At 57.3% G+C, this 17,055-nt stretch carries 14 protein-coding genes; 9 read left to right on the plus strand and 5 right to left on the minus strand.

Annotation, left to right across the window (positions count from 1 at the left end):
• Nucleotides 1-15: 15 nt before the first annotated feature.
• The 6 genes from ACVOLQ_RS08255 to ACVOLQ_RS08280 all read left to right on the plus strand — a co-directional run bounded on the left by ACVOLQ_RS08255 (nucleotide 16) and on the right by ACVOLQ_RS08280 (nucleotide 6,407).
• Entirely contained in the window at nucleotides 16-1,188 is a 1,173-nt protein-coding gene (locus ACVOLQ_RS08255) for an aminotransferase class I/II-fold pyridoxal phosphate-dependent enzyme (protein ID WP_481527672.1), read from the plus strand.
• Between the two features lie 3 nt (nucleotides 1,189-1,191).
• Complete coding sequence (locus ACVOLQ_RS08260; RefSeq protein WP_481527673.1) at nucleotides 1,192-2,319, plus strand: ATP-grasp domain-containing protein; 1,128 nt, start codon at nucleotides 1,192-1,194, stop codon at nucleotides 2,317-2,319.
• Complete coding sequence (locus ACVOLQ_RS08265; protein ID WP_481527674.1) at nucleotides 2,316-3,161, plus strand: hypothetical protein; 846 nt, start codon at nucleotides 2,316-2,318, stop codon at nucleotides 3,159-3,161. Before ACVOLQ_RS08260 ends, ACVOLQ_RS08265 begins: the two co-directional genes overlap by 4 nt.
• 1 nt (nucleotide 3,162) lies before the next feature.
• Nucleotides 3,163-4,632 carry a lipopolysaccharide biosynthesis protein gene (locus tag ACVOLQ_RS08270; protein ID WP_481527675.1) on the plus strand — a complete coding sequence of 490 codons (1,470 nt, stop codon included), beginning with the start codon at nucleotides 3,163-3,165 and terminating at the stop codon, nucleotides 4,630-4,632.
• Nucleotides 4,632-5,597, plus strand: coding sequence for a glycosyltransferase (locus ACVOLQ_RS08275; protein ID WP_481527676.1), 966 nt, complete (start codon nucleotides 4,632-4,634; stop codon nucleotides 5,595-5,597). Before ACVOLQ_RS08270 ends, ACVOLQ_RS08275 begins: the two co-directional genes overlap by 1 nt.
• A 234-nt stretch (nucleotides 5,598-5,831) precedes the next feature.
• Nucleotides 5,832-6,407: a class I SAM-dependent methyltransferase gene (locus ACVOLQ_RS08280; RefSeq protein ID WP_481527677.1), complete on the plus strand. Its 576-nt coding sequence runs from the start codon at nucleotides 5,832-5,834 to the stop codon at nucleotides 6,405-6,407.
• 12 nt (nucleotides 6,408-6,419) lie between these two features.
• Here the strand turns inward: ACVOLQ_RS08280 and ACVOLQ_RS08285 are convergent, their stop codons facing one another.
• From ACVOLQ_RS08285 to ACVOLQ_RS08295, 3 genes are read right to left on the minus strand one after another with little or no spacing between them, the layout of a single operon-like run.
• Entirely contained in the window at nucleotides 6,420-7,448 is a 1,029-nt protein-coding gene (locus ACVOLQ_RS08285; RefSeq protein ID WP_481527678.1) for a glycosyltransferase family 2 protein, read from the minus strand.
• Nucleotides 7,445-8,632, minus strand: a complete 1,188-nt coding sequence (locus ACVOLQ_RS08290) for a glycosyltransferase family 4 protein (RefSeq protein ID WP_481527679.1) — start codon at nucleotides 8,630-8,632, stop codon at nucleotides 7,445-7,447. The genes ACVOLQ_RS08285 and ACVOLQ_RS08290 overlap by 4 nt, the downstream gene beginning before the upstream one ends.
• A gap of 30 nt (nucleotides 8,633-8,662) precedes the next feature.
• Nucleotides 8,663-9,520 (minus strand): glycosyltransferase family 2 protein, encoded by an 858-nt coding sequence (locus ACVOLQ_RS08295; RefSeq protein ID WP_481527680.1) that lies wholly within the window; start codon nucleotides 9,518-9,520, stop codon nucleotides 8,663-8,665.
• Nucleotides 9,521-9,646: 126 nt separating this feature from the next.
• Here ACVOLQ_RS08295 and pilB point away from each other — a divergent pair, with 126 nt between their 5' ends.
• Nucleotides 9,647-11,374, plus strand: coding sequence for a type IV-A pilus assembly ATPase PilB (gene pilB, locus ACVOLQ_RS08300; RefSeq protein ID WP_481527681.1), 1,728 nt, complete (start codon nucleotides 9,647-9,649; stop codon nucleotides 11,372-11,374).
• A gap of 188 nt (nucleotides 11,375-11,562) precedes the next feature.
• On the opposite strand, the gene ACVOLQ_RS08305 is transcribed toward pilB, so the two are convergent.
• Both ACVOLQ_RS08305 and ACVOLQ_RS08310 read right to left on the minus strand, forming a co-directional pair.
• Nucleotides 11,563-12,975 (minus strand): sigma-54-dependent transcriptional regulator, encoded by a 1,413-nt coding sequence (locus tag ACVOLQ_RS08305; RefSeq protein WP_481527682.1) that lies wholly within the window; start codon nucleotides 12,973-12,975, stop codon nucleotides 11,563-11,565.
• Between the two features lie 58 nt (nucleotides 12,976-13,033).
• A complete protein-coding gene (locus ACVOLQ_RS08310; RefSeq protein WP_481527683.1) occupies nucleotides 13,034-14,659 on the minus strand; it encodes a sensor histidine kinase in 1,626 nt (541 codons plus the stop codon).
• A 256-nt stretch (nucleotides 14,660-14,915) separates the two neighbouring features.
• Between ACVOLQ_RS08310 and sucC the strand changes: the two genes are divergently transcribed.
• Both sucC and sucD read left to right on the plus strand, forming a co-directional pair.
• A complete protein-coding gene (gene sucC / locus ACVOLQ_RS08315; RefSeq protein ID WP_057629765.1) occupies nucleotides 14,916-16,085 on the plus strand; it encodes an ADP-forming succinate--CoA ligase subunit beta in 1,170 nt (389 codons plus the stop codon).
• Between the two features lie 21 nt (nucleotides 16,086-16,106).
• Nucleotides 16,107-16,982 (plus strand): succinate--CoA ligase subunit alpha, encoded by an 876-nt coding sequence (gene sucD, locus ACVOLQ_RS08320; RefSeq protein WP_282267250.1) that lies wholly within the window; start codon nucleotides 16,107-16,109, stop codon nucleotides 16,980-16,982.
• Nucleotides 16,983-17,055 lie beyond the last annotated feature (73 nt).

The raw sequence follows: 17,055 nt of genomic DNA on the forward strand, positions 1-17,055 counted from the left end.
ATGCGGGGAACTTCAATGAAGGCGATTGAGTGCGGCAAAGATCTTGCCATCAATGGAGCAGCGCCTGCTTTCTCGATGCCACTACATGTTGGTCGTCCGAACATTGCCAATCGAGATGCGTTCCTGGAAGGAGTCGGGCAGGTGCTCGACAACGGTTGGTTGACCAATAACGGCCCAAAGGTTCAGGAGCTTGAACGGAGGTTATCAGAACGACTTGGGGTCAGGCACTGTGTGGCGATGTGCAATGGCACCATAGCGCTTGAGATCGCCATTCGTGCTCTGGGCCTTACTGGCGAGGTCATCGTTCCTTCCTGGACGTTTGTTGCAACCGCACATGCTCTGCATTGGCAAGGTATCACTCCGGTATTTGCAGATGTCGATAGATACACGCAAAACCTCGATACAGAATCGGTAAGGCGCGCAATAACCGCAAAGACTACCGGGATAATCGGTGTGCATCTTTGGGGGCGGGCGGCTCCCGTGGATGCCCTTCAGGAGTTGGCTGAAGAGTTTAATCTAAAGCTGATGTTCGATGCCGCACATGCTTTCGGTAGTACCTACAAGGGACAGTGTATCGGTCGTTTTGGTGCCTGCGAGGTGTTCAGTTTCCATGCGACAAAGGCGTTCAGCACGATGGAAGGGGGGGCAGTAGCCACCAATGATGATGCGCTGGCCGATACGCTTAGGCTCATGCGGAATTTCGGGTTCAAGGGATATGACAATGTCATCCACCCCGGGACCAACGGCAAGATGATCGAGGTCTGTGCAGCGATGGGGTTGGCTAACCTAGATGCTTTTCCGCAGATCACCTCTATCAATCGCAGAAACCACGCCATCTATCGGGAAGTATTTTCGGGTATCGAGGGGGTGAGCATCCTTGACTATGATAATTCGGAGTTCAACAGCTACCACTATGTCGTATTGCAGATGGATTCACGCTGTAGGGTGACCCGCGACCAGTTGATAGAGGCGTTGCACGCTGAGAATATTCTGGCGCGTCGCTATTTCTGGCCGGGCGTCCATCGAATGCAGCCCTATAGTGATATGTTTGGTAACGCCAGCGAGCGCCTGCCGATTACCTGCGAGATCGCTGAGGGGATAGTGGTCTTGCCCAACGGAAACAGCATCGGAGATCATGAAATTCGCGTGATTGGATCGGTGCTGCGAGTGCTGATCGGGCAGTCCTGACTCATGGTCGAAAGAGCATTCTTGATATTCTCGGGAGCGAACGATCGTGCCGTTCTTGCGCTCATTCGCGCCTTTTCGGAATGTTCCGTAAAATTTGCCATCATTGCCCGCAATTCCTTTGATACTGTTGCCTGGACTGCGTATGCGGATCATGTTTGCGTAGTGCGGCAAAGTGATGAGCTGGACGCGACGCTGCTTGCTGGCTGGGTGGCCTCTGCAAGAGCTCGTTTTCCGGGTGCGGAACTCGTTCTTGTGCCATCGTCCGAATATCTAAATACGTTTCTGCTAGGGCTGGAGCCAGAATTTCTAAGAATACAATTGGGTTGCATTCTTCCACTGGTTGATGCGTCCGTTTATGCCCGGTTGAGTAATAAGATGTCTTCCATCCAGTACTTCGCCGGATTTGGGGTTGCAGCGCCAAAGCAACTCGACGTGAGCGAAGTGAAAGTATTTCCTGTGGTGGCGAAACCTTTTCGGAATGTCGGCGCGGACCAGATCGTTCGATACCCGATCATCATCGGAAGCAGTTCAGAGCTGACATTTTTCAGACAGCGCCAGGACTTCGAGGAATTCTTCCTTCAAGAGTATGTTGTAGGCAAGAGTTACTATCTGCTGATATATATATCAGCGGACGGGCGAATATTTTCTTCTTCGCAGTTGAATTCTGGCCAGCAGTCTGGTGGGAAGTCAATAGTGATGGCTGAAACTGCTTCATTCCATAAAGACGAAGCGAGTTCGAGAGTGCTTGCTGCGCTTGCTGCGGTTGATTTCCGGGGATTTGCAATGGTTGAGTTCATTGTGTCCGGACAGCGAAAGCATTTCATTGAGATGAATCCTCGTGTGTGGGGGCCGCTACAGTTGGTGACTTCACACGACTGTGGAATTGTCGAGGCATTTATTGGTGACTATGCTCATTCTGATCCAAATTATTATGATCATATCCGACGCTCCAAGCCGGAACGTGCTAGATATCTGTGGTTGGGCGGGGTCCTGGCTGAGATCCGGAGCGGACGACGCGTGAGATGGGCTGTGTCCTCCGGAGTTTTCCGCAAGGTGCTCTCCTATTTGGCGAGTGATGTCTATTTTCGTCGCGATAGCTGGCGAATTTTTGTGCGAGGTTTTTTTAAATGACCAGCTCCGTTGCGGTGAGCCTGCGCGACAGGCTGATACTGCTCTATTCCAATATTTCCAAGCATTCTTCATATCAGTCGTTTCCGGATTTCGTTGCAGAGCTAATTGGACACCAAGTTTCCATCGATGCCGGATGGCGAGGTGATCGAGTCAGGCTGCGATATATCGAGTCGGTACTTTCCCGTTTTGATTGGGTCGAATGTACTGATTTTGGTGCAAATACGGGATTCTTCGGCTTGAGCCTTGCGCATCAGTTCCCATCAAAGCGGGTTCGCGCAATTGAGGCGAATCCGGTGCATGCTCGTTTGATCAGCGCTGTGGGGGAAGCATTCCAGATGTCCAATGTAGAGGTAATTGGGCGGGCGCTGAATATAGACGATCTGCCGATGTTGCCAGCAACCGACGTTATGCTACATCTGAATGTGCTGCATCATGCAGGGTCCGATTTTGATACCGACAAGGTTGCGAATGCCGAGGATTTCGTAAGATATGCCCTCGAGTATCTGAGTAGACTGCGTGCTTGCAGTAAGGTGCTGATATTCCAGATGGGTACCAACTTGGGCGGTAAAAAAGATTCGCCGGTGTTCGATCATCAAGATGATGTAGGTAAGCTGGATTTCATCGCAAACATGCTGCGGGGGGGCGGTTGGCATATTGACTGCGTTGCTTACCCGACCCGCCCTGAAGCTGATGAGGATATTGAGTATGTCGAAATTCCACCGGATATTGATCTTGCCGACCTGGATGCCGTTGATTCAGTGCTGCGTCCTTTTCGACTGACACATCATCGCGGTGAATTCTATCGCCGTCCTATCTTTGTTTGTAGTGCTGAAGGCGATTGACATGAAGGTGCCGCTGCTCAATCGGGCAATGTCAGCGCTGAGCTGGAGCGCGTTCGAAGTACTGGCACGATACGGATTCCAGTTCGTGCTGACTTTGATATTGGCTCGGATACTGCAACCCGTTGATTTCGGCTTGGTGGCAATGCTGCTGGTTTTTATTGTCTTTGCTGCATTGCTTGTTGAGGGTGGGCTCGGGTCTGCTTTGATTCAAAAGCAATATACAAGCGTTGACGAAGAGACCAGTGTTTTCTTGTTTAATTTATTGCTTTCTATTTTCGCTCTGCTGATTCTGTGGTTTGTTGCCCCTGCAGTCAGTGATTTTTATTTTCAGCCTAGCTTGGAGTGGATGTTGAGGGTAATGGCGCTGGTTTTGCCATTGGGTGCCGTGGCCGCAGTGCCGAACGCGATTCTGTCCCAGCAGTTGCACTTCAAAAAGCGAGCATATATTGAACTAGCAGTTTCTTTTATTGCAGGTGCGCTGGCGCTCGTCCTTGCTTTGAACGAATTCGGTGCATGGAGCTTGGTTTGGCAGGCCGTAGCTGCTGCCATCCTGCGTGCCGTACTTCTATGGTTTGTGGTTCGATGGAGACCGCGGGGTAGGTTCGAGTGGGCCTCGTTCAGGAGATTGTTTCATTTCGGGGGGTACCTGCTGTTGGCCAATGCACTGAATATCGGCTCTAATCGCTTGCAATCGCTATTGATCGGCCGAATGTTTGACGCAAACACATTGGGGGTGTACACATTGGCGCAAAGTACCCAGCAGGCGCCTAGTCAGTTGATGAGTGCCGTATTGAATAGAGTGGGGTTGCCTGTTTTTTCGGAGATAGCTGCCCGGCCAGATCGCCTTGCCGGAGCGCTGCGCTTTTCAATGCGTCTGGCATTTTTTGTCTTCACGCCCTGCATAGTGCTGGTTGCAGTGCTTGCTCAAGAGCTCGCAGTGTCGATGTATGGACCAAAATGGGCTGCTGTGGGGACCTTGTTGGTGCCATTGGCTTTGTCATCTCTTTTTTGGCCGTTGCATGTGTTGAACCTTGCTGCAATAGGTGCGCGCGGACGTTCTGATGTGGTGTTCAGACTCGAAATCGTGAAGGCCCTGTTGACCATTAGTCTTGTATTGGGAGGGAGCCTTATCGGTGTGCTTGGCGTGGCCTGGGCCGTGTTTGTTTCTAGTGCGGCCTGTGTGCTCATCAATACTTGGCATTCAAGTGAATTGGTTGGTTACGGATTAATGGCGCAGCTACGTGACCAGGTTCCTGTACTTCTACTATCGGTGGTTGTAGCGATTGCGGCTTGGTTGGCCGCAAAGCTGGCTTCGGGCCCCGGGTTTGCCATTGCTGCGGCCTTGCCGGTAGCTGTGTTTGTTTACCTCGTTGGGGCCAGGATATTGCAGATAGGAGCTTTGGACGATTTTGCTTCTCTAGTGCGCAGACTGACGACCGATGGGCAAGCATCCTCGGAAGTGCAAGACTGATGTCGGCTCCGTTTCCAGCCCCTGTCATCTGTGTATGCATAGCGACCTACAATCAGGCTGCGTACATAGAGGCTTGCATCCGCAGCGTCCTTGATCAAGACGTCGCGGCTGACCTTTGCGTGCTTGTCGGAGACGATGCCTCCACGGATGCAACCGGAAGCATAGTGGAAGGCTTGATCGCTGAGTATGGTGGGCGCCTTCGCAGTATTCGAAGGCTGCACAACGTGGGAGCTTTCGCAAATATGCGCGAACTTGTACTCATGGCGCGAGGGGATTATGTGGCGCGGGTTGATGGTGATGATTATTGGCTTCCCGGGAAACTGAAGAAGCAGCTTGAGTATTTGCAGAGCAACCTCGAGTGCAGTGCGGTGTATGCAAATGCCATCACCGTGGATGCATCGGGAACAGCTACAGGGGTATTCAATGACGTGGGTGATTCGACTTTCAGCTTGGCGCAAATGCTTCGGTATGGAAATTTCCTGAACAATAGTTCGGTTCTGTTTCGTGGCGCTGGTATAGGTGCGTGGCGGGATGTTGAAGTACAGATCGACTATCAAGCGCATCTTTGGCACGCTAGGCACGGATTGCTGGGCCACATCGGTGAGCCGTTGGTGGCATATCGGGTCGGAGCGCAAGGTTCATTGATGACAAGAAGCGAAGTGCACGTACGTGAGCTGTACTGGCAAGCAGTACGGAGTGTGCCCCGGGAGCTGATTAGCTCTGGTGATTACGCAAGAGGGGTGGTTGATTTCCTGCGGCGGGTTTTCTTCCGGAGTGTGCGAGCGCGCGATGCCGCGCTGTTCAAAAGCTGGTTTGGTCGTGCGCTTGCCGAATCTCCTTTGGGAAGAGGGCACACTTGCGTGCTCTTCGTGATATCGGTGACTCGCATGGCTAGCAAACTTGCATCTGCTCTATTGATGCGCCCGTTTCGTCGAGGAGCACCTCAGGTGCTGTACCGTCGATGATGAGTTGGGGAGATGGGTTTGAAGGTTGAAAAGGTAGTTCCCTATTTTCTAGCAGGTTGGGTACCAGGAGGAAGGCGTTGGTGCGTGCTTTGTGGCAGGCGAGTATGGCGATTCATGCCATACAAACGTCAAGGTAAAGGGCCTCGGTTGACAGACGTGCTAGGGGTGGTGGGCAGTGATGCTCGAAATTTCGAGTGCCCACGCTGCGGTTGTAGCGATCGAGAACGCCATCTGATGCTGTACATGCAGCGGGCTGGCTTGTTTGCGGAGATATCAAGAAAATCCATACTGCACTTTGCGCCAGAACGGCGCATGACTCGTGCGATTTTCGATATGAAACCTCTGCATTACGTCCGTGCTGACCTTCATCCAACAGATGGTGATATTGAATGTGTTGACATTCAGTCGATGCCGTACGGGGAAGGGTCGTTTGATCTATTGATCGCAAATCATGTGCTTGAACATGTTGCAGATGATACCGCAGCATTGGCGGAGATATTCAGGGTGCTAAAGGAAAATGGCTTGGCAATTCTGCAGACCCCATATGCCAGCAAGCTGCATTCCACCTGGCAGGACTTGGGGGTGGATACCGGAGAGGCACGTCAGCTCGCTTTTGGTCAGGCAGATCACGTTCGTCTTTTTGGGCGCGATATTTTCTCAAGATTTGAGGCTGCTGGTCTGGTTTCGTGCGTTTCTCGGCACAATGAGCTGCTTGCCAATGTGGATCCGGTTATGCATGGGGTTAACGCCAAGGAGCCTTTCTTTCTCTTCAGGAAAATAGCTGGAAGTTGGCGCGAGAAGGGGCGGTAATGCCTTCCGGCCTCACCTTAGTTCCGGTGGACCGTACTTGAGTAGTAGTGAAATTTTGTGTGGTACTGGAGTCAGTATCCTGAGATAACGCCACAGGCTGATGCTTGTGGAAGCTTGGACGTTTTGGCGAACGGCACGTAGCAGGCTGAACATGCGTAGAGATTCAATCACTGCGGGAAAGTAGATGGATTTTACTGGTTGTGTATCCAGTTTGAGGCCGGTTATCAGGATCCCCTCGCACAAGAGGCTGATGATCTGGATGAAATACAGCGGCCAGGCGAGGGCGGTAGGCGTGCAGACCAAGACCAGATTCGCCCGGTTGCGTTCACTCAGGTAGCGTCGGTGGTATGTTGTTCTCAAACGACCTTGGCGAATGCTGTTGCCGCCGAAGCTGGTGCCCTGTCGATGGTCGTAGCCCCCTTGCGCGGTGACGCTGATATTCCCACCACGTAGCCGCAACAGCGTGCACAGGTAGAGATCTTCCACATTGGATTCCATCCATTCGGGAAACCCCCCGAGCTGATTCCAGGTTTCCCGCTTCAGGAACATGCAAGCCCCTTGCACGTAGGCGAGGTTCTTATTGCCTGGCCGAAAATTCGCGACCGGCGTATGTAATATATCCAAGCAGACTCCAAGGTCTACTTGCGATTTGTCGTACCAATCGTACTGGGGAAGGCTGAAGATACCGGGTTCGGGACTCATGTTTGCATGCGAAAGCAAGGCTTGAAGAGCGCCGGGTCTAAGTGCGGCATCGTTGTTCAACAGTAGGATATATTTTCCACGCGCTGCGTCGACGAGGCGATTGTTCGATTTGCAGTAACCAACATTGGTCTCACTTGCAAGGACGCGCACTTGTGGATGACGTTGTGCTAGCACTTCAAGCGAACGATCACTTGAGGCGTCATCGTGTACAAGTATTTCTAAGCTGGCTCCGACATCCTGGGTGTAGAGGGATGTAAGGCAGTCGTGGAGGAGGTCCTCGCCGTTATAGTTTGCGATACATATGCTTATCAAGGGGGAGGAGTGGCTGCCCGTGCTCATATGAGCGACTCGTAGATAGCTACGTGATGCGCTGCAACGTTGTCCCAACTTGATTGCAAGGCGATCGCGTGTTGCTGCACTCGCGCCGACGCTAGATGTTCAATGTCGTTTAGTTTTTGGTGCAATCGTTCTGCTAGCTGTAGCACATCTGCGGGTCGGAATGTCCATGAGTCGTCAATGGCGAGTTCGGTCAAGGCGCCGACCTGACTGGTGAGGACAGGGCAGCCCATCTCAGCGGCTCGGCAAGCGGCACCGGATTGGCCTGAGAATCTTATGTAAGGGAAGACACAGAAATCTGCGATTCTGATGAGTGCATCGATATCTTGGTCTGACTGAAAACCCTGCCTGAGAATAACTCGTCTTTCCGCGACGGCTTGGGCGAGCTCGTTGCGCAAATGACGGGCGTTTGGAGTGGTCCTGAGTAGCTTGGCTATGGCTTTACTGAAGCTACCGGACTCCCCGTCCCATAGACGTCCGGCAATGAGAAGGTGAGTGTTTCTATGCCGGAGTTCGATCATCTTCCAGGCCGCGAGTAATACCTCGATTCCTTTGTAGCCCCGCAGGTTGCCAAATAGCAAAATATAGCGCGCGTGTGGATCAAGTCCGAGCTTCGCATAGTCAGTAGCGCAACGTGTTGCCGGTGAGGTGGATGCGCCCATGCCGTGTTGGATACGTCGAATACCGGTTGAGCTTCCGGGGATGCTTTTCTCCAGACTATCGAGGCCTACGTTACTGTGAACGAGAAGCATGTCCGCAGTTCCTAGAAGTCCTTTCTCAAAATAGCTGAATGGATTTCTTGTCTCATGAGGCTTTGGATTATGTACAGTGATGATCAGCTTTTTTCCCGAGTGCTTTGCCAGCCTTGCCAATGGCCAAAGATAAATAGAGAGCGGGGGAGCCCAATGCTGGATATGCATGATCTGGCCGCGGGCCGATGCAACTTTCAGCCAGCTGAAGGGGTTATACCAGCTGAGGTCCCCGCGACTTTTTGTTTGTACGGTGCTGGCGGGGTGCAGGAATGATGGATAGGCCGAATGATAGTCGGTAGCAATCAGTTGGACGGTACCAATGCGGTCCAGTGCTTGCTTCAGAGCGTCGCCATATGGGCTTAAGCCGCGCACCGGACGACCAAACTGGCAAACGAGTTGCACTTTTAATGTTTGGTCCGAACTTTTCCTTTCCATTTGCAAAGTGGCTGCCGTCCTGGTTGGATTTCACTGGTCGCGGCGATAGGTAAGGCTGGTGATCTGTTCAGAGATCAGGCCAATCAGGAAAATTATTACTGAAGCGCTGAACAGCAGTGTGCTCATGTTGGTGAGGCGATGTGTTGCCACAAAAGTAAACGCGTAGTAGGTCAGCCCGGTTAAAAAGAATGCCGCGGAAATAGGGGCGAATAGTTTTAATGGTGAGTAAAGGGTTGCGATTTTAAATATTATAAGCAAAAACCGGATCCCGTCCTTGATAGGGCGTATATGGCTGCCATTGCCGATGCGCTTTTTCACCGGGATCGTTACGTAGCCAACCGGATAGGCGCTGCGAAAAAAAGCCATGGTGCATGTGGTTGGGTAGCTGAAGCCGTTTGGCAGCAAGTGCAGAAATTCGCGAAAACGGTCGGCTCGTGCTGCTCTGAAGCCGGACGTCAGGTCGGCGATGCGGTGTCCGGTCATGCAGCTTGCTAGCCAGTTGTAAAATCCATTGGCCAAGCCCCGGTGCAGATTGGCTTGGCCGCTGCTGTCGCGGGCGCCGACGACCATATCATAGCCATCATCCAGCTTTGCCAGCAGTTGGGCGATATGGTCGGCACTGTGCTGGCCATCGGCGTCCATGAATACCAAAATTCGTCCAGTGGCGGCGCGGGCGCCACGCTTGATCGCCGCGCCATTGCCCATGGAGTACGGGCTGCTCAGCACGCTGGCGCCGTGTTCATTGGCAATTGCCGCAGTCTGGTCGGTCGACCCGTCGTCGACCACGATGATCTCGGCGGCTGGATAGGCCTTGCGCAGCTCGGGCAGGGTCCGTTTCAACCCTTCGGCCTCGTTCTTTGCAGGCAGGATGATGCTCAGTTCACGCACGTTTGAATACCAGAAGTTCTCCCCTCCGCCATAGTAGCCGGGTTGGTGGCTGCGATGCGGACGGGCTGCCGGTTTATAAAAGGCTTCTTGAGGTAATCTGGGCGCCTGCTTTCAGGGGATGCCTCAATGAACGTTGCCACTGCAAACCTCGTCGGAATCACCGGCATCGCCCGCCGGCTGGTCCAGGATGGTGCCTTGGATGAGGCGGTCGCCCGCACGGCGATGACTCATGCGGCCGACGCCAAGGTGCCATTGGCGCAGTGGCTGGCTGACAAGAAGCTGGTAAGCGCCGCGCATATGGCTGCTGCCAACGCGATGGAATTCGGCATGCCGCTGCTGGACGTGTCGGTATTCGATGCCAGCCAGAACGCGATGAAACTGGTCAGCGAGGAACTGCTGCGCCGGCACCAGGTGCTGCCGCTGTTCAAGCGCGGTGGCAAGTTGTTCGTCGGTACCAGCAACCCGACGCAGCAGTTGGATGAGATCAAGTTCCAGACCAACCTAGTGGTCGAGCCGATCCTGGTGGACGAGGAACAGATCCGCCGTACCCTGGATCTATGGCTTGCCAGCAACGACTCGCTGGGCGACAGCCTTGGCGGTGACGATGAGGGCATGGGTGATCTGGATGTCGCGGCCGGCGATGAGGAGATGGGCGGCGGTGGCGACACCGGCGTGGATGCCAAGGGCGATGACACCCCGGTCGTCAAATTCGTCAACAAGGCCCTGGTCGACGCGATCCGCAAGGGCGCTTCGGACATCCATTTCGAGCCCTACGAAGACGATTATCGGGTGCGCTTCCGCATCGATGGCCTGCTCAAGACGGTGGCCAAGGCGCCGGTGAAGCTGAACCAGCGTATCGCCGCGCGCCTCAAGGTAATGGCGCAGCTGGATATCGCTGAGAAGCGGGTGCCGCAGGATGGTCGCATCAAGCTCAACCTGTCCAAGAGCAAGCAGATCGACTTCCGTGTCAGTACCTTGCCAACCTTGTTTGGCGAGAAGGTGGTGCTGCGTATTCTTGACGGCAGCGCGGCCAAGCTGGGCATCGACAAGTTGGGCTATGAGCCCGATCAGCAGAAGCTGTTCCTCGAGGCCATCCACAAGCCGTACGGCATGGTGCTGGTCACTGGCCCGACCGGTTCGGGTAAGACGGTGTCGTTGTACACCGCGCTGGGCATCCTCAATGACGATACCCGCAACATTTCCACGGCCGAGGATCCGGTGGAAATCCGCCTGCCGGGCGTGAACCAGGTGCAGCAGAACAACAAGCGCGGCATGACCTTTGCCGCAGCGCTGCGCTCGTTCCTGCGACAGGATCCGGACATCATCATGGTCGGCGAAATCCGTGACCTTGAGACCGCGGAAATCGCGATCAAGGCGGCGCAGACCGGCCATATGGTGCTTTCCACGCTGCATACCAATGATGCGCCGCAGACCATCGCACGTTTGATGAACATGGGTATCGCGCCCTACAACATCACCTCGTCGGTGACCTTGGTGATTGCGCAGCGCCTGGCGCGGCGTCTGTGCCCGAACTGCAAGCGGCCGACCCAGTTGCCGGAGAATGCGCTGTTGGCCGAAGGCTATACCGCCGAGCAGATCGCCAAGGGCATCAACCTGTTCGAGCCGGTGGGCTGTGATGAATGCACGGAAGGCTACAAGGGCCGTACCGGTATCTATCAGGTGATGCCAATGACCGACGACATCGCGGCTATCGTCCTGCAGGGCGGCAACGCGATGGATATTGCGGACGCTGCGCAGAAAATCGGCATCAATGATCTGCGCCAGTCAGCATTGTTGAAGGCGGCGCAGGGCACCACCAGCCTGGCCGAAATCAACCGCGTCACCAAGGACTAAGCCGGGGTAGTGCCGAGCCGCGCTCGGCAGGGGACGTTCCCGGTAATCGTCAGCATGTAGTGCCGAGCCATGCTCGGCAGAAGCCTTCCTGGTAGAGCCGCAGCCGAGCATGGCTCGGCTCTACAGTGGGGTTTCCGGGTAATGCCAGCCGAGCATGGCTCGGCTCTACCTTGGTTATGGGTACCGCCTTACTCCATGCCCAGCTTTTTCAGCTTGTAGCGCAGCGCGCGGAATGTGATGCCCAGTTGCGCGGCGGTCTTGGTCTTGTTCCAGCGGTTCTCTTCCAGAGCCTTCTGGATCACTGTGCGCTCCATCTGTTCGATGTAGGAGGGCAGGGCGGAGCTGGCGGGGTCAATGTCGACCACGGCCTCCTGCACGACAGGGACGACCGGTGCGGCAGTCGGTGCATCGCCGCTGGGGGCAGTGCGCGGCGCGGCATTCTGCGCTTGCGGCAGGCGCAGGTCGCTGGCATCGATGCGGTCGCCATCCGCCAGGGCCAGGGAGCGCTCAAGGATGTTCTCCAGTTCGCGGACGTTGCCGGGAAAGGAATAGGCGTCCAGCGCCTCCAGCGCCGAGGCAGCCAGTTGCGGCGGCTTCTGGCCCTGGGATTGCGCCAGCCGTTGCAGGATGGTGTTGGCCAGTTGCGGCAGATCGCCGCGGCGTTCACGCAGCGGGGGTACCCGCAGTTCGATCACGTTGATGCGGTAATACAGGTCATGGCGGAAGCGGCCGTCCTGCACCAACGTGCCCAGGTCCTTGTGGGTGGCCGAGAGGATGCGCACATCCACGGTGACTTCGGTGGCGGCCCCAACGGGGCGCACCGATTTTTCCTGGATGGCGCGCAGCAGCTTGACCTGCATCTGCAGTGGCAGCTCGGCTACTTCGTCCAGGAACAGGGTGCCGCCATTGGCAGCCTGGAACAGCCCTGGCTTGTCGGCATGGGCACCGGTGAAGCTGCCCTTGCGATGGCCAAAGAACTCGCTTTCCATCAGTTCGCTGGGGATGGCACCGCAGTTGACCGGGATGAAGGGGCCTGCCGCGCGTGCGCCCTGGTCGTGGATGGTGCGCGCCACCAACTCCTTGCCGACGCCGGATTCGCCCAGGATATAGACCGGGGCCTGGCTGCGGGCAACCTTGCCGATGGTGGCGCGCAGTTCGTCCATCGCCGGTGAGCTGCCGAGCAGGCGGGTGGCACTTTCCGGCGGGGGCGGGGTGCTGGGACGGGCTTCGTTGTTCAGTTCGATGGCGTGGCGGACCAGCCCGCGCAGCACATTGATGTCCACCGGCTTGCTGACGAAGTCGAAGGCGCCGGCTTTGAGGGCCTCCACGGCCAGGTCCATGCTGCCGAAGGCGGTGATCATCGCCACCGGGGTGGAGGGGTGGTCGCGGGTGATTTCGGTGACCAGTTCGATGCCATTGCCGTCGGGCAGGCGCATGTCGGTCAGGCACAGGTCGAAATGATTGCTGGCCAGCAGCTCCCGGGCCTCGGCCAGGTTGGCGGCGGTGCTTATCCGCAGACCCATCCGCCCGAGGGTGAGGACAAGCAGTTCACGGATATCGCGTTCGTCATCGACGATCAGGGCGCTGTGTGTTGCGTTCATGAATGGAACGATAGCCGAGGTGGAGGCTTGCCTACAAACGATTGCATCGAAAAATGGATCATTGGCGCTCACCGCGGGCGAACGCGGTTTTCGGGGTGCTCAGGGTCAAGCGGAAGCAGGCGCCGCCAGCGGGAATGGACACGTAATCCAGCTGGGCCTGGTTGGCGCGGCAGAGCTCGCGCGCGATGTACAGGCCCAGGCCGGTTCCATGTTCCGAGGTGGTGTAGAACGGCCGGAACAGCTGGGTGGCGATGGCGTCCGGTATGCCGGGCCCCCGGTCCATCACGTCGATAACGGCATTGCGCTCGGCCGAGGCGACGCGGATGCGGATGCGCGCCGGCTCATCGGCCACGCGGCCATACTTGAGGGCGTTGTGTACCAGGGCGGTCAGTACCTGGTGCAGGTGCCGGGGGTCCATCATCGCCACCACCGACGGTTCACGGATCACCGCCTCCAGACTGTCGTTCTCCAGTGACAAGGTCTGCCGGTACTCGATGACGAAGCGGCGCACGAAAGCGGCCAGGTCGAGGTTCTCGGGGTTGGCGCGTTCGCGCCGGGCCAATGCCAGCACGCTTTCGACGATGCCGTTGGTCCGCTGGCATTGCTGGTGGATGATCTGCAGCAGGCGGCGGTCGGCTTCGCCGAGGTCTTCGGACTCTTCCAGCAGCTGGGTGGCGTAGTTGATCGCCGCCAGCGGGTTGCGGATCTCGTGCGCCAGGCTCGCTGAAAAGCGGCCCAGGGTGGACAGCGTCAGTGACTCGGCCCGGCGCGAAACCACGGTGGTGTCGTCCAGGAAGATCAGCGACATGTCGCTGTCGGCCAGCAGACGGGCGAAGCGCGGTAGTACCTCGGTCTGCTCCGGGGCCAGTTGCAGTGGCGTTTCGTCTTCGTGCCAGCCATTGCGCCAACGCTGCAAGCGCCGCGCCAGCTCCGGCGATGCCATGTTCAGGGCGACGCGTTCGGTGGCCAGCGCGCCTTCCATGTCGCCGAGCAGGGCGGTGGCGGCTTCGTTGGCCAGGGTGATGCGTCCGTTGGTATCCACCACCAGCACACCAGTGCGCATGCGGCGGATGATCAGTTCATTCACTTCAAACAGATTGGCAACTTCGGCGCCGCGCTGATCGGCCAGTTGCTGGGTGCGGCGGGTGCGGCTGCCAATCTGATAGGCAATGAAGGTCAGGGCCAGGTAGCTCGTGACGAACATCGCCAGTTCGGCCAGGGTACGGGTGTTCTGGCCGCCTTCCAGCATCTGCCAGATGTATTCGGCGACGCTGGCCGCGGAGGCCAGCAAGGCGATCAGCATTGCCCGCGACAGCGGGAGCAGTAAGCCCGCAGCGGCGATATTGAACAGCAGCGACATCGACACACCGGCGCTGGCGCCGGGCAGGGCGTGGCTGAGCAGGGTGGCGGCGATTATGTCGACCATCACGCTGCCAAATACGATGCGCTGCAGCCAGCGTTCGTTGCGCCCCCAGATCAGCAGCGCCACCGAGATCAACAGGTAGGCGACGGAGACCGACTGCGCCAGCAAGGGTTGGTGAGCGTCGCCAACCATGGAGGTCAGCGGCCCGAACACCAGTGCGCTCAGCAGTGCGGCGACCAGGACCCGGTACAACGCGAAGAAGTACAGCTCGCGCGTTGGAATGGATTCGATGCGGTCGATGATCGACGAACTGGGGGCCAAGCTGGATCTCCTATCCAGGCGTAATCGCGCCAGTATAGGTGCGCCGACCGCGCTGCGGGGGACTCCCCGACATGCCGGACAATCATTGGCAAGTTGCTGAATTGGAAGACAAAAGCGTGCCGTTCTTGGCGATTTGTACAGACTTCTTTGCGTGCTGGGCCGCCGTCGGCGACAATATTGGGCCCGCCCGCCCTGCAAGTAGGCCAGTTTCGGCCCTGTGGGCTGCGTGCGGTCGTTCCTATTCCCACGGTGACGCATGAATTTTCACGAGTACCAGTCAAAACAACTGCTTGCCGAATACGGCATCCCGGTCCCGGCCGGCAAGGTCGCTGCGACCCCGGACGAGGCAGTAGCTGCTGCCCAGTCGCTGGGCCAGGGCCCCTGGATGGTCAAGGCTCAGATCCACGCTGGCGGCCGCGGCAAGGCTGGCGGCGTCAAGTTCTGCAAGACCACCGACGACGTCAAGGCCGCTGCGGCCAAGATGCTCGGCACCAAGATGGCCACCTACCAGACCGCAGGCGTCGAGCTGCCGGTCAACCTGGTGCTGGTGACCACCGCCGGTGAGATCGTCAAGGAGCTGTACCTGTCGGTGCTGGTTGACCGTGGTACCAAGACCATCACCTACATCGCTTCTTCGGAAGGCGGCGTGGAGATCGAGCAGGTTGCTGCTGAGACCCCGGAACTGATCCACTCGCTCAACGTCGACTTCGTTGAAGGCGTGCAGGGTTACCACGGCCGTGATTTCGGCTTCAAGCTGGGCCTGACCGCCAAGCAGGCTGGCCAGTTCGCCAGCATCATGGTCAACCTGTACCGCCTGTTCAACGAAAAGGACCTGGCGCTGGTTGAAATCAACCCGCTGGCGATCCTGGACGACGGCAACCTGTACGCGCTGGACGGCAAGTTCGACAGCGACGACAACGCCGCGTTCCGCCAGAAGGCCCTGGTCGCCATGCGTGACAAGACCCAGGAAGACCCGACCGAAGTGATCGCTTCGGAGCTGGACATCAACTACGTCACCATGGACGGCAACATCGGCTGCATGGTCAACGGCGCAGGCCTGGCCATGGCCACCATGGACGTCATCAAGCTCAACGGCGGCGAGCCGGCGAACTTCCTGGACGTGGGCGGTGGCGCCAACAAGCAGCGCGTCATTGAAGCCTTCAAGCTGATCCTGTCCTCGGACAAGGTCGAAGGCATCTTCGTCAACATCTTCGGCGGCATCGTCCGCTGCGACATGATTGCCGAAGGCATCATCGCTGCCGTGAAGGAAGTGGGCGTCAAGGTTCCGGTGGTGGTGCGCCTGGAAGGCACCAACGTGGAAGAAGGCAAGCAGCTGCTGCGTGACAGCGGCATGGCGATCATCCCGGCTGACAACATCAACGATGGCGCCAAGAAGATCGTTGAAGCTGTCAAGAACGCCGCCTGATCCGACACCGAAGGAAATCCAATGTCAGTTTTGATCAACAAGAACACCAAGGTGATCGTGCAGGGCTTTACCGGCCAGCAGGGCACCTTCCACGCCACTCAGATGATCGAGTACGGCACCCAGGTTGTCGGCGGCGTGACCCCGGGCAAGGGCGGCACCACCCACATCGACCTGCCGGTGTTCAACACCGTGGCCGATGCCGTGCAGAGCACCGGTGCCAATGCCTCGGTCATCTACGTGCCGCCGCCGTACGCGGCTGACGCGATCCTGGAAGCCGCTGCTGCCGGCATCAAGGTCATCGTCTGCATCACCGAAGGCATCCCGGTGCTGGACATGCTGCGCGTCAAGAACGTGCTGACCCGTTCGCATCCGGACACCGTGCTGATCGGGCCGAACTGCCCCGGCGTGATCACCCCGGGCGAGTGCAAGATCGGCATCATGCCGGGCCACATCCACATGCCGGGCAAGATCGGCATCGTGTCGCGTTCGGGCACCCTGACCTATGAAGCGGTCAAGCAGACCACGGAAGTGGGCCTGGGCCAGTCGACCTGCATCGGTATCGGCGGCGACCCGATCAATGGCCTGAACTTCGTTGACTGCCTGAAGCTGTTCAACGAAGACCCGCAGACCGAAGGCATCATCATGGTTGGCGAAATCGGCGGCGACGCTGAGGAAGCCGGTGCCGAATACATCAAGAACCACGTGAAGAAGCCGGTTGTCGGCTTCATCGCAGGTGCTTCGGCTCCGGCCGGCAAGCGCATGGGCCACGCCGGTGCGATCGCATCGGGCGGCAAGGGCACTGCCGAGGGCAAGTTCGCAGCAATGGAAGCTGCTGGCGTTGTCACCGTCCGTTCGCCGGGCGACCTGGGCGCTGCCATCGCGAAGCTGGTCAAGTAAGACTGCGCTTCAGTGATTTGAGAGAGGCCACCTTCGGGTGGCCTTTCTTGTTTTTGGGGTGGGTGATCGGGGT

The sequence above is a fragment of the Stenotrophomonas sp. STEN031 genome (assembly GCF_056759975.1).